Origin of the sequence: Pseudobdellovibrio exovorus JSS (assembly GCF_000348725.1) — a bacterium.
Lineage (GTDB): Bacteria > Bdellovibrionota > Bdellovibrionia > Bdellovibrionales > Bdellovibrionaceae > Pseudobdellovibrio > Pseudobdellovibrio exovorus.
In genome coordinates this window covers 2,455,901-2,468,434 of the sequence record NC_020813.1, presented here as the reverse complement: position 1 = coordinate 2,468,434, position 12,534 = coordinate 2,455,901, and the positions used below count along the sequence as shown (strand labels likewise).

Annotated in this window: 11 protein-coding genes; 5 read left to right on the top strand and 6 right to left on the bottom strand. The window is 38.0% G+C overall.

The features are described from left to right. Positions 1-74 precede the first annotated feature (74 nt). Complete coding sequence (locus tag A11Q_RS12205; RefSeq protein WP_015471128.1) at positions 75-473, top strand: hypothetical protein; 399 nt, start codon at positions 75-77, stop codon at positions 471-473. A gap of 32 nt (positions 474-505) precedes the next feature. Here A11Q_RS12205 and A11Q_RS12200 read toward each other — a convergent pair whose 3' ends face one another. Both A11Q_RS12200 and A11Q_RS12195 read right to left on the bottom strand, forming a co-directional pair. Beyond that, positions 506-1,741: a PQQ-dependent sugar dehydrogenase gene (locus A11Q_RS12200; protein ID WP_015471127.1), complete on the bottom strand. Its 1,236-nt coding sequence runs from the start codon at positions 1,739-1,741 to the stop codon at positions 506-508. A gap of 196 nt (positions 1,742-1,937) precedes the next feature. Continuing rightward, positions 1,938-2,942, bottom strand: coding sequence for an NADP-dependent oxidoreductase (locus A11Q_RS12195; protein WP_041575287.1), 1,005 nt, complete (start codon positions 2,940-2,942; stop codon positions 1,938-1,940). Positions 2,943-3,456: 514 nt separating this feature from the next. Between A11Q_RS12195 and A11Q_RS12185 the strand changes: the two genes are divergently transcribed. From A11Q_RS12185 to A11Q_RS12175, 3 genes are all read left to right on the top strand, one after another. Then, positions 3,457-4,989, top strand: coding sequence for an AAA family ATPase (locus tag A11Q_RS12185; protein ID WP_015471125.1), 1,533 nt, complete (start codon positions 3,457-3,459; stop codon positions 4,987-4,989). After that, positions 4,970-5,614 (top strand): HNH endonuclease, encoded by a 645-nt coding sequence (locus A11Q_RS12180; RefSeq protein ID WP_015471124.1) that lies wholly within the window; start codon positions 4,970-4,972, stop codon positions 5,612-5,614. The genes A11Q_RS12185 and A11Q_RS12180 overlap by 20 nt, the downstream gene beginning before the upstream one ends. Before the next feature lie 146 nt (positions 5,615-5,760). Further along, the gene (locus tag A11Q_RS12175; protein ID WP_015471123.1) at positions 5,761-6,879 is read left to right on the top strand and encodes a DUF3800 domain-containing protein; all 1,119 of its coding nucleotides are present in this window, start codon (positions 5,761-5,763) and stop codon (positions 6,877-6,879) included. A 260-nt stretch (positions 6,880-7,139) separates the two neighbouring features. Here the strand turns inward: A11Q_RS12175 and A11Q_RS12170 are convergent, their stop codons facing one another. The 3 genes from A11Q_RS12170 to A11Q_RS12160 all read right to left on the bottom strand — a co-directional run bounded on the left by A11Q_RS12170 (position 7,140) and on the right by A11Q_RS12160 (position 9,949). Next, on the bottom strand, positions 7,140-8,237 hold the full coding sequence (locus tag A11Q_RS12170; RefSeq protein WP_015471122.1) for a tyrosine-type recombinase/integrase: 1,098 nt from the start codon (positions 8,235-8,237) through the stop codon (positions 7,140-7,142). Next, a complete protein-coding gene (locus A11Q_RS12165; protein WP_015471121.1) occupies positions 8,227-8,475 on the bottom strand; it encodes a helix-turn-helix domain-containing protein in 249 nt (82 codons plus the stop codon). The genes A11Q_RS12170 and A11Q_RS12165 overlap by 11 nt, the downstream gene beginning before the upstream one ends. Positions 8,476-8,575: 100 nt before the next feature. Then, a complete protein-coding gene (locus tag A11Q_RS12160; protein WP_015471120.1) occupies positions 8,576-9,949 on the bottom strand; it encodes a DNA primase family protein in 1,374 nt (457 codons plus the stop codon). 97 nt (positions 9,950-10,046) lie between these two features. On the opposite strand from A11Q_RS12160, the gene A11Q_RS12155 reads away from it, so the two are divergent. Continuing rightward, complete coding sequence (locus A11Q_RS12155; RefSeq protein WP_041575284.1) at positions 10,047-11,033, top strand: hypothetical protein; 987 nt, start codon at positions 10,047-10,049, stop codon at positions 11,031-11,033. Between the two features lie 106 nt (positions 11,034-11,139). Here A11Q_RS12155 and A11Q_RS12150 read toward each other — a convergent pair whose 3' ends face one another. Next, the gene (locus A11Q_RS12150; protein WP_015471118.1) at positions 11,140-12,204 is read right to left on the bottom strand and encodes a hypothetical protein; all 1,065 of its coding nucleotides are present in this window, start codon (positions 12,202-12,204) and stop codon (positions 11,140-11,142) included. Between the last annotated feature and the right edge of the window lie 330 nt (positions 12,205-12,534).

Here is a 12,534-nt window from a genome sequence, read left to right as displayed (position 1 = left end):
CACGTTGTTGGCCCCATCGACATCAGATAAATTCGCTCCATTCAAAGTTTCAAATATAAACTTTAAGGAGAAACATGAAAAACGTAATTTTGACTCTAGTGTTAGCGGTTGTAGGTTTGTCGGTAACAGCAAAAGCTGAAAGCCAAGCTTCAGCAGCAGATCGCGGCGCACAGGTCGCTTCTATCGTAGCAAAGGTATTAGCTTCGCCATCTCCATCTGTAACTCAAGAGGCAAAAGATGCTTTAGGAGCTGTAATAGCTCCACAAAGTTATGAGTCTCGTTCGAGCATCACCTCATTCAGCTGTGCTCGTGAAGGATACAACAAAGTTTCCTGCGATATCGAAATCGGCACGGACGATTTAACTGACGACGACAGCGGTTGGGGAACAATTAAAAGAGTCACTGTGGATGGCGTAATGGTTGAAGGTAGTTTGAAAATCAGAGCGGCCACATTGTTTTTGATCGCGGGTTAATTTATTTTGTATCAAAGTTCGTTGTAAAGTCATCAGGGAGCCGGAGTCACCACCCAAATTTCTCCGGCGTCGGTTGCGATATACAAATTTCCATCTGGCCCCTGAACTGTCGAGCGTAGACGAGCCGCAGGTAACTGACCTGCAGTCATTTGCTCTATTAAGTTTTCATTTGCAACTTGTAAGACCTCTAGTCGAGCGCCTCCCATAATTCCAACCACTAGGGCGCGATCCCAACTTTTCCATTGTGAGCCCACTAAAAATCCACAGGGCCCCATTCCTTGGGAGTCATTCATTGAAAGAACAGGTTTCATCGCATTGGGGAATTTATTTAAATCTGTCATAGAGGTTGGTGTTCCTGCCGTATTATTGGAACCATAGCCACAGTAATTATCAGCACAGTTCACTCCCGCATCAGGTTTCGGGTCCCATCCCGCGTTACCTCCAGCAGAAATCAAAGTGACCTCGTCACTATGATTGGGGCCATGCTCTGCTGTGTACGCCTGACCTGTATCGGGATGGAAACAGATGCCTTGAACATTACGATGTCCATAGGTGAAGATGCGCGCGTCACCACCAAACGGAGTGTTGTTGCCAGCAGCTGCTTGCCCATTTCGATCAACACGTAAAACTTTTCCACCTAAACGCTGCAAATCCTGAGGCAGTGGCCCATTGTGGTTGTCTCCGGTTGTGACATATAAATAACCATCGGGTCCAAAGCGCAGTCGCCCGCCGCTGTGCGCTCCGATTCCGCCGTGACTGTTGCTTTGATGTTTAAAAGGGATATCTGTGATAATATCCACGCGGTTGTTGACCACCGAATAATCGCTATTCACTGTTAAGCGCACAACGCGATTCGTACGCGGGTTAGAAATATTGGACGCCATAAATAAATAGATCATGCGATTGCTTTGGAAGTCAGGATCAATAGCGATGCCGTGTGCTCCGCTTTGCCCTTCACAAAACATATCGGGTGCCGCCAATATAGCTCCAGCTGGTCCAAAAAGACGCACAGTTTGTCCATCTGTTTTACGCACGGAAAGTCCGATACATCTTTCTGTAAAAAGCAAATCTCCATTGGGAACAAATGCTAAATCCCAAGGCTGACTGAGTCCCATCATCAAATTTGTTTTTGAAAGTTGGGGTGGATCCGCAGAGAGACTTTGTGGGGGAGTCGTTGATTGACTATTAGCAGGACCACAATTCGAAACTAAAACAAAAGCCAAGAAAATAGCTAGTGCAGGAAAGATAAGTTGCAGTTGTTGGCGCATGACGACCTCACGTTCTGCAGATTGTTATGTATTAAATGAACATACAAGCTGCCGCTAAGAAGAAATGCAAATGAGTCGCCAAACTGAAATGGAATATAAGCCGAAGACAAATAAAATTTCAGTCTATCGGGGCAATGTTCCACCTGAAAAAATCAATCTGAAAAAAACTATAAAAATTAGTTTTGCAGAGAGCTTGCTAGTCTCGGATTTTGACCACAACTTTTCCGCGACTGCGGCCGAGCTCCAGATGATCCAGAGCTTTCTGTGCATCGTCAAAAGCAAATTCTTTATCAATGATCGGTTTGATTTTTCCATCTTCAATCAGCTTCGCTATTTTAGCTAGTTGATCTCCGGAGGGTTTCATAAAGATAAAGCGATAGTGGCCCTTCGTTTTTGCAGCCATGCAATTTGCCTTCAGACCGACAAGACGCAAAATTTCGCGTTTGATAAAACCTAAACCCATATCGTCAGCCAAGCGTTGATCAGGGGCTCCCGAAATAGAAACCACATGGCCACCGGGGCGTAGCACTTGAAATGATTTGTAAAGAGCTTCGCCGCCTAAAGTATCAAAGACGATATCGACCTCTTTCAAAACCTCTTCGAAGTTTTGTTTTGTGTAATCAATAATTTCATCAGCACCAAGGCTTCGAACAAAATCTGTGTTGCGACCGCTGGTCGTCGTGATTACATAGGCACCGAAGTTCTTAGCTAGCTGAATCGCAAAAGTTCCGATGCCGCCGGCTCCAGCTTGAATAAAAACCCGATCTCCGCGTTTCATACCCGCCACATCGAACAGCGCCTGCCAACTGGTTAATCCCACAAGTGGAATGCTAGCCGCTTCTGTGAAGCTCAGATTTTTTGGTATGTGAGCCAGCTCGCTTTCATCCACCGCAATAAACTGAGCTAAACCACCAATGCGATCATTTTGCGGACGTGAATAGACCTTGTCGCCTTTCTTAAAACCAGTGACTTTGCTGCCGACATCGACGACCACACCTGCGATATCATGTCCTAAAATCAAAGGAAATTTATACGACCGCACAAACTTAACTTGTCCATCACGTATTTTGAAATCAATCGGATTCAGACTGGCGGCATGGATTTCGACAAGAACGTCTGTGTCTCCGCAAGTGGGGATATCAACATTGGTGAATTTAAGTTTTTCGTTTTTTCCGTATTTCGAGATGAGGGCGGCGCGCATTTTGGTCATAGATGAATTTTGCAGGAATTAAGCGCCGAGGGCAAGAAGATGAAGTGGAGCAAATGGTACGGCATAGAGCTTTACCTCAGTTGTGTAAAGAAGTACGGCTGGTGCAGTATGTGTTTGAATATAGATGGTATCTAGATTTGCAGTATCAGAATTGCGCTGGATATTTGGTGGCCATAAATCCCTATAGAGGAAATTGCAATTCGATCAGCCTTAGTATTTAGTTTCTTACTTTTCCTGCTACGGGTTACAGGAAAAAGAGACATCGGAGAAATATCCCTGCTGACTTTCTTCAGCGTCTTCTTTTAAGTGCAAATGTTCACTACTCTTCGTAGAAGGCGACACAAGTCAGTCTTAGACAGCATCATCGGTGTTGTAGTTTTGACTTCTATTTTGAGATACAGATTTTTTTGAGCCAGCTTTTAGTCTAGACTATGAAATACTAATTAAAATTTCTTCGTTTAAACAACACTATATAAATAGAATTATATTTGAAAGAGAAATATTTATGTTTGTGTTAGAGAAAATTGTCATTCAAAAACATGAAATTTTGGGTGACTGCACTATTGACTTTTTAGATAACAGAGATTCTGGGTACATTAATTATAAGACTATAATTATCGGAACAAACGGTTCTGGAAAATCCACCCTTTTGTATTTGTTAACTGACATTTTTATCAACCTAGATAAAATGCGTAACGCCGTACTAGATAAAGTATCAAAACAAAAATACCGGTGTGATTTTGAATTATCTTATTCTGTTAATAATAATAGATATGTGATCGATTGTAGAGATGAAATAATTGCAATTAAAAAAAATGACAAACCTGTGATGATTGAAAATATAGAGTTGCCATCAAAAATTATTGTTTCGACAAATACCGTCTCTGAGAGATTTCCTTTAAAGTATGACCGTATAAGATTTTTTGAGAACCACTTCGACGAATATTACCAATACTTTGGAACACGTTCACGGCGAGGGCAGTTGGTTTATGGGATGCATATACGTAATGCTTTTGAAGTCTTTATTAGTAGGTCGAACGATACTTTTTACAGAAGAAACATTAAAAGACTCCTTGAGACGTTAGATTTTCAATCACATATAGATATAAGATATGTAATACATAAATTAACTAAATATAAGCAAGGTTTCGATGAAAAGATAAGTAAGAAAACGGCGCGACAGATAGTAGAGGATGCGATAAATGGAAGAAGTTCTTATAGAACTTCTGAATTAGTGCGGTTAGGTTATTTCAATGATGAAGTTTTAAAAGATAAAATTTCGAAAACTTTATTTGAAATGATAGAATGCTCGTTCCGAGATAGAGGTATTAACTGGCGAAGTGAGCTGAAGTTTGACTTGCTTGGTGGACATCTTGAGTTAAATGGAAAAACTTTAAATAATGAAATGGAAGAATTTAAAGTTTTGCAAGAGTTAGGGATAATTAGGTTACAGGATCTTATTTTATATAAAAATGGAAAGGCCGTAAATTATCGTGAAGCAAGCAGTGGTGAGCTTCAACAGCTGGCAACATTTATGGCTTTACTTGGAGTGGTAGAGGACGACGCATTAGTTTTAATTGATGAGCCAGAAATAAGCTTGCATCCAGAGTGGCAAACTAGGCTCGTGGACAATTTGGATCAGATCTTATCTAAATTTAGAGGCCTACATTATTTAGTCGTGACACATTCGCCGTTTATTATTTCGGATGTAAAATCAGATGAGGCCAATATTCTTAGAATGGAAAAAAAGAATGGTAAAATTTTAGTTAGACAATATAAAGGTGAGACATACGGACTTTCGGTTGAAGAAATTATATTAAATACATTCAATATGGCAACATCTAGAAACTATTATTTAAACGATAAAGTTGGAAAGATTTTTCAATCGTTAAAAGATCATAAAGGAATATGGACTTCCAGCGATAGAAGTAACATTGATGAGCTTTTGGATCTGACTAAAAAACTTAATACGAGTGATCCGATATATTTACTAGTTCAAAAAATATCGAAGGCTATAGATGGGCAAAAACAGAATTGAAAATTTATATACACTAAGCAATTCTGAAAAAGAATTATTGAAATTGCCTGAATCGAAAAAAAAAGATTCCTGGGATACCCATACCTTCCAAGATTTAAAAAAAAACTTAAAAAGCCATTTGTATGTAGAGCAAGAGAATCTCTGTGTTTATTGTAAGCAGGAGTTGTCTAAAGAGACCCGGCTTACGCACATAGAGCATGTTATTGCTCGCGACAACAATGAAAAATTCTGTTTTGCTTTAAAAAACTTAGCACTTTCGTGCCGAGATTGTAACTCAGCCAAAAGTGCTAAGTATGTGTACCACAATGAAAGGACCGAAAAATCTTTATCAAGATACCCGCACCGATCCGTAAGATTTCTCATTCCTCACCCTCACTATGATAATTTTGATGAGCATGTGAGTTTTTTTTTAGATTTTTATCCGATTGAAGTAAATCAAAGTAGCAAAGGGATAAAATTAATAGAAATATGCAATTTGCGCAGATTCGGGTTGATGGCTAATAAAATTACTGCTGAATTCAAAAACTCTGCAGGTGGAATGGAAGAAAAAATATATAAATTATCTGCGAAGTCTCCAGAAGAAGCGCTGGCAGGAATTGATGAAATTATCGCTGAGTTGCTTTGAAGAAGAATATAAAAAATATATAGTGCTGAAGCTAACAGACGATTCAATTTCTGGTAAGTTGTTAGAAGTTTATATTGACATACGCTACGACACTCAATGTTGTGAGATATATTAAACCGCCCCTAAATGGTAGGTAAAAAGTTTGCATGAATAAAGCCAATTTGAAAAGAATGCTTCACATAGATGCTGAAATGCATGGACTGAATAACTTAGATGATGAGTATATATTTTTTTATGACGAAACAAATAATACAAGAAAGTTATACGTTACAGACGATAATACTTTAAATGTGCCGACAGTATCGAATTTCGTATTGGGTGGGATTGTTTGTGACGAAAAAAGTAAACCATTCGATATACTCGAACTAAGACAAAGACTAAAGTTACATAAAAACATTGAAGAGATTAAAACTAAAAATATCGCAAAAGGTAATTTTGAAGAAGCAATTTCTTCAAAAAAATTAAACGGATTTTTAAAGTGGCTTTATGAACATAAAGTCTATATTCATTATTCTGATACAGACCCAATTTATTGGTCTATAACAGATATAATTGATTCGGTTTTAGTTGAAAATCGAGATCTTTTTCCAGATCATTTTATGTTAAAGGCTGAGCTAAATGCTGTATTGGTAACTCATTTTGATTATACGATTTATTTGCTAGGTAAATTTAACTATCCGGATATTCCTCCGGAGGTGTTGCCCAAGTTCGTTGAGAAAATTTTAGAATTAGTCGAAAATCACGATTATGAAGGTGAGTCGACTGAGGAACACTTTAATCATATGATGCTTAAAGGTGTAATTCAGATGGCTAAAAAACAGGAAAAAATGGAGTTTATTCAAGGTCAAAAAGGTAAAAGTCTAATTGATGGGTTCGCAGCATTTTATATAAATAGAATAATTCGGTTTGAAAAATCATATCATTGTTTTGATGTTGAACCAGTTCTTATAGAAAAGATTAAAAATTCTCCACTTATTCATAAAGAAGTTAAAGATAGTTTTTCATTCAAGGATTCTAAAGACGAAGTGGGTATTCAAGTTTCTGATGTTGTTGTCGGTATATTGGGTAAGCTGTTTACTTTTATGAGGCTTAACAGTGTTAAAGATTTGGAATTATTTTATTCATCTTTGAGTGAAGTGGGTAAGGAAAACCTTCGGTTGATAGGTATTCTCACAGATATTTCAAATACAAGATGTAAGGCTTTTCTAAATCGTCTTGGAAGTATCTATGATAGACAGAAAGAGCTTATTTTACTCCAGCATTAATAATAGAAGCGCAAACTACATGACCAACTACAAATCCACTACAACTACCGTTATTTTGCAGGAAATTGCGGGATATCGAAAGCGAACCTGCTCAGCTCATCAAGCCTAACCTGTTATTATTATTTGTTTTTAGTTTTTGATTTTTCTGACCCTGAATACGAACGAATTTGGCGGAGAGGGTGTCGATTAAAAAATCACCGTGATTTCAGTAATTTACAATTTAGCCGCTTACCGCCTCTTACATGGACCTTAAATGCCATTTAATTAGCTTTAAATTCAACCAATTTGCCCATTTCTACACCATGTGTTTCGAGTCCATCTAAAACCTTAGTGGCCCCCTTGATGTCGATTCCTGCTTTACGCATATAGATCATCATGGTGTCCATGTCCTTCCAGCCCCCCATTGCCATAACCTGACTTGGGGGAACACCTTTTGCTAGCAGCATAGTGGCCCAGCTTGCTCTTAGATCGTGAAACCTAATCCGTGGTAAGCCAATAGATACTAAAAACATTCGTAGTTCTCGGGCTTGTTCCCCTTTGTCCCACTTTTGCAGACGGGGAAGCACAAAAAGACTATCCGCTGATTGCAGCTTTAGCTCTTGAAGTAGGGGCATAAGTGGCAAAGGTATTTCTACTATGCGGTCGTCACCTGACTTTGTCGATTTAAAGCCATTTTTGTTATTCCAAGAGCAGTCCACTTTGATTTGTCGTAGCTCAAGATTCACCTTGTCCCAAGTGAGCGCATAGAGTTCGCCGTTTCGCATACCCGTAAATAGGGCCATTGCATAATGCGGGTACCAATCCCACTTTACTTCTTGGGCTTTTCTAAGTAGCACAACGATTTGCTCTTCACTGAGGACAGACTTAATCTTGTCGTTCACTTTGAACTTAAGTTGTGGGGTGGGATTCCTAAGAATCAACCCTTGATCGTATGCACTCTGAAAAACTGAACGTATGCAGTTCAAGATATACTTTTTATGAGATTCAGCGCTTTTACCTAAACCTTCACGGACTAGGCGTAGCACATCGTCCGTTGTGATTTCGTCTACGAAACTATTGCCCCAAAGTTCAAGTGTATGACACCTTAAGACCTTTTCTCGGGAGTGAATCGTGGTGTTCATTAAGTCGGATGTCTTCAGTCGGACTAAGTAGTTTTCCAGATGCTTTGCCCAAGTGGGCATTATCTTCTGTTTGATCTTCTCGTTAACTTTGATCACTAACTCTGTATAAACGCGCTGAGCTTCAATCTTTGTCTTTATGCGAGTTCGTTTAAGCTGTAACGGCTGCCGTGTGATCGGATGCCTTTTCGCATAGGAAACAGAATAGGTCTTTGTGGTCTCATCAAATTTAATGCTCATGTAGCCCTCTTTTATTTTTCAATAAGAGAGCGTTCAATTCGGTTCGTTTGTATCTGTTTCGTCGGCCAAGTTTGTAAAATGGAATTTGGCCATTACTGGCCATGTTTCGCAACATAGCCACAGATACCTTTAAAAATTGAGCTGCTTCATAACTATCTAACCATTCATCTGTCAAAGAACTTGGGTTCTCTGATAACACTGGGTCAGATGGTTTTGCAATAAAAAGCCCTTTTGCCATAAAAAAGTTCCCCTAAATGAAATAAAGCTTACTAAATGGTGTTGCACTGTCGACACAGTCGATTTCGACTTAATCTTTTATAGATCACCAATTAGTAAGTTTAATTAGTATTTTCCTGTGTTGAGTGTGTCGGATTGAATTTCACTCCAATAATTACGCGCGTTCGTTTGCCTTGATACATAATAGCATTTGACGGACGTTTGGCATTTTTGAACTGGGATTCAATTTCTTGAAACAGGTCAGGATACTTTACTCTTGGGACAAGGCCACTTTCTATATCCATCTTTAGAGTTTTCAAAATAATTTCTGTGGGCTGAGTAAAGTTAGGAATAGACTCAAATCTGTCAGCAATCCATAAGCGGATTGAGTTTGAATTCATTTTTAGGCGTAACAGTTCTTCTTTTTTACGTTCTGAAGATGTAAAAGAGTTGTTTGATGTAAGTCTGCTGGCGCCTTCTAAGGCCCAGTTTAAAATTCCTTCAAGTTCACCAGATTTAAGCCAAAAATCTTGCTCTAGATATTCTCTTTTTTGATCTTTGGGGTTAATGGTTACTCCAAATTTGATATACAAAATCCGTCTCCAGATGCCGTCAGTCTTTTCGTTAAATTGCGGAAAGTCATTAGTTGCTACAGTTATCTTGGCTGATGGATTCATTTGAAAAGGATCTTTGAACTTTCTTTCGACTGTAAATGTGCCGCCATTTACATATTGTTTCAGAGCTTCCTCTACTCTTCTATTTACTTGCCCACCTTCTTCACAAATGTTGGCGAGTTTTCCATCCGTAGATGCTAATTTAAAAGTCTTATCAGGTTCAAAGGCGCTAAGAGGTATAGATGAAACATTTTCTGCCCCGAGCAGTAAACGTAAAACTAACAACACGACACTTTTGCCATTTGCTCCATGACCTTCAAAAAACATCATTTTGGAAAATGAAAGACCGGGTATAAAATGATACCCAATCCACTCTTGAAGTAGTTGTCTGTCTATTGGATTTGGCAGTATCTGAGTGATAATTTTATGCCAAATTGGACACTCTGATTTTTCTACATAGGAGTAAGGAATTTGGGCTACGTTAAAAAATATAGGGGTGTGAGGAAGTACATCAGCTTCAAAAAATGAGTTAATAGCTTGGTCCATATCAACAATACCATTTTGAAAAGCCAGATAATAACCGCTGGTCTTATTTAAAAAAGTATTTTTTGTAAGATTTGGAACTTGGCATTTGGTTTTAATATGGTGAAGAGCCTCGTCTGCATTTCTCTTTGTATTATCAAAGTTCTTTTGCTTATAAGCCCAATGCGTAAAGGCTGTTTTGATATTTTCCTCTGTTGTTTCGTAATAACAGCCATTTTTCCACTGATAAAAACGTCCACTGTTATATATTAGCTCAGGGGCTTGAGCTGTTTTATTGAAAAATTCGCTACTTAAAAAGCTGTCGACTACAAATCTGGCGGGTTTTGATTTATTGCTCATTTGTTACTCCTGAAATTTTTTCGTAAAATGCCATTATCTTAAGTGATTTCATCATATCTACTCTCTTTCTTTGTTATTTCGAGATAACTCTCTGGGCATGGATACTGACAAAGACAAAAGCGAAAAGATATTTAGAGATTTGTGCAAAGAACTTTCACAAATAAATACAGAATCAGAGCTTACTAAGCCTATGAAAGAGCTTCTGACGGAATATGGGTTTCGTTCTCATAACCCACTAGAGCATGATTGCTATCCATTTAATATAAAAGTAGAAGAGGGGAGTGTCGTATCTCTTTCAAAAGCGAATGCTGATGAAATTTGGACCTCTGTACTTAAAGAAGTCTTTCCAATAATCTACAGTTATAAAGCCACACAAAAAATAAGTAGTCTGTTTAACCCAGATGAACACTCAACATTAGATTTATTAGATTGTGTTGTTAATATTATTGATTACTTTGTCTATGGGTATGTTTCTGGGCTGGGTACAACATCTAGAGGGAAGTCTCTAGGGGGAGATGCATATCCTAGTTTTAATAAGGTAGATGTAGAAAGAATAGAGAAGTCTTGTGTTGATGCGATAGAGAAAGTCTACAGCTGCATGAAAAATCCTCCAATCGAAATTTTAAAGCTTTTAAACAATATGAAGAGTAACATTAAAAGCAATATTCAAAAAATTGAGCGTCATATTGAACTGAATAGAACTCGTAGGGCATATGCTCAGAGATCATTGTTAATACTGTCATATTATACCAGTAAAAGCACAGGTGTGATTACTAGGAGTATAGCAGCGGATTTAAATAGATTTGGAATTGAACTGAAAGTTACTCCAAAACAATTTGTTGACCAGACTACTCAGTTCGAAAAAAAAGTATGTAGTGAATTATCAAAAGCGAAAAAAACTGATTTGCTAGATTATCTTTTGTCGAGGGATTTGGGCAAAAAACAGAATAAAACATATTTTGTATCTAAACATGAGGAGTTTGATGTCTCCAAAGATAATAGTTTCCCTGAGCCAGAGCCTCAGCAACTTGGACCCGAAGATGCGAAAATCGTAGAAATTCTTAAAAGGAAGTCTAAGAAGTAACCCCAGCAATTTGTATTCAAAATACCTAAAATTAATTCGAAATGAGCCCAATAAAGTATAGGGTTAAAAAGGTTAAGTCAGAATGAAGGCTGGTTAGATGTGTAAGTTAAAATTTAAAGTCTATTTCTTCGGGCAATCTAACTCTTTGAGTAAAAGCTTTCATTATACGTTCTACAACTTTCTCTGAAGGATGAGGTGTTTTTGGTAACTCTGCAATGAAGTGCTTAATCCAAAGAGCGTTGGTGTCACTGTTTAACGCCCTATCTGTAACATGGTGAGAAGGATCATTACAAAAAAATATAGCATTCGCAGGACATGGGTTAGTATACCCCGCTGCTGCTAAATCTATCATAGAGTCCTCCAGCTCTTTAATCCAAGTCTTAAACTGTTGCTCGTCTTTGTAAGGCGGGAGATTCACATCCACAAAAATGTAATATGGAATTTCTGAAGCCTTTTTATAAGCTTTAGTGACAAGCGACTTGGCTTTGACGCTATTACCATGCTCTTCTATTTTTCCTTCTGTAAATCCAAGAATACCGTTTCTATGGCGGCTTTTAGCTTCAACAGCAATTTTGTTAGATGAAAACTTGTCTGCAGCTATAAATTCTGGATGTGTAGAGTTTCCATCAGATTCATCTTGAAAATCCAAATTAAATCCAGCGGCAACGCAAATGGCAGCTACCCTTAGTTCATGCCTTGCGCCCTGAAAAGTTAAAGGGTTAATAAGTCGTTTTTTAAGCTGTTCTTTTAATGTAGCATTATCTCTGATTGTGTACAGATCGTACGCCAAGCGGTACCATGCGTCTCTGTGTCCAAGGTGTATAGGTTTAATAATATTATCGTCAAAACTATGAACAGAGCTAAACCACTGAATAATTGGATGTAACTTCTCGAACGGTTTTGTGAGTCCTTGTTTAAAGAAATCTATTCCTAAAGCTATCAATGCATTATCATGTATTATATTTGCAAAATTATAGCTGCTGCCGTTTGTGCGAAGATATACTTTGCCATCTAAAGCAAATATCACATCATTGTTTTCTGATCTAATTGCCATTGGAGGATTGATGTGGCCAAAGTTTTCAACAAAATCACTTTTGGTCTCTTTTTTGGCCCTAATCATTTTTTCAACTCTTTTAATGAGTTCTGATGACATAGTTTCTGGCTGTTTCATGAAGCGTAATATCTTATATATGTTGCTACTTTGTATACTAAATAAGGAGAAGATTCGTGTGGTAGAACTTAGTTCAGAGTCCAAATCCTTCGTGTCTTTTCTTTTTAAGAAGCATAGAGTTTTCCTACACTTTTCATTGGTAGAGAGTCATCGTTTGATATGGTAGCTCAACAAAGCTTTCTTTTGTAGAGCCCGCGCTGGAATCTATTGAGTCAGTTGTTTTTGAAGTATAAAAAATATCCTAGATTGCGAGTTGTTCTGATTTAGTTAATCTCAAAAAGAATGAGCAGAAGAGCTTACGGGTTGCTTGATGAAGCTATTAAAAAGGCA

What these genes read in the sequence shown, in the direction of transcription:
- A11Q_RS12170 (WP_015471122.1), bottom strand. Translation starts at nt 8,237, where the DNA reads ATGAGCATTAAATTTGATGAGACCACAAAGACCTATTCTGTTTCCTAT.
- A11Q_RS12150 (WP_015471118.1), bottom strand. Translation starts at nt 12,204, where the DNA reads ATGAAACAGCCAGAAACTATGTCATCAGAACTCATTAAAAGAGTTGAA.
- A11Q_RS12205 (WP_015471128.1), top strand. Translation starts at nt 75, where the DNA reads ATGAAAAACGTAATTTTGACTCTAGTGTTAGCGGTTGTAGGTTTGTCG.
- A11Q_RS12195 (WP_041575287.1), bottom strand. Translation starts at nt 2,942, where the DNA reads ATGCGCGCCGCCCTCATCTCGAAATACGGAAAAAACGAAAAACTTAAA.
- A11Q_RS12180 (WP_015471124.1), top strand. Translation starts at nt 4,970, where the DNA reads ATGGGCAAAAACAGAATTGAAAATTTATATACACTAAGCAATTCTGAA.
- A11Q_RS12165 (WP_015471121.1), bottom strand. Translation starts at nt 8,475, where the DNA reads ATGGCAAAAGGGCTTTTTATTGCAAAACCATCTGACCCAGTGTTATCA.
- A11Q_RS12155 (WP_041575284.1), top strand. Translation starts at nt 10,047, where the DNA reads ATGGATACTGACAAAGACAAAAGCGAAAAGATATTTAGAGATTTGTGC.
- A11Q_RS12185 (WP_015471125.1), top strand. Translation starts at nt 3,457, where the DNA reads ATGTTTGTGTTAGAGAAAATTGTCATTCAAAAACATGAAATTTTGGGT.
- A11Q_RS12160 (WP_015471120.1), bottom strand. Translation starts at nt 9,949, where the DNA reads ATGAGCAATAAATCAAAACCCGCCAGATTTGTAGTCGACAGCTTTTTA.
- A11Q_RS12200 (WP_015471127.1), bottom strand. Translation starts at nt 1,741, where the DNA reads ATGCGCCAACAACTGCAACTTATCTTTCCTGCACTAGCTATTTTCTTG.
- A11Q_RS12175 (WP_015471123.1), top strand. Translation starts at nt 5,761, where the DNA reads ATGAATAAAGCCAATTTGAAAAGAATGCTTCACATAGATGCTGAAATG.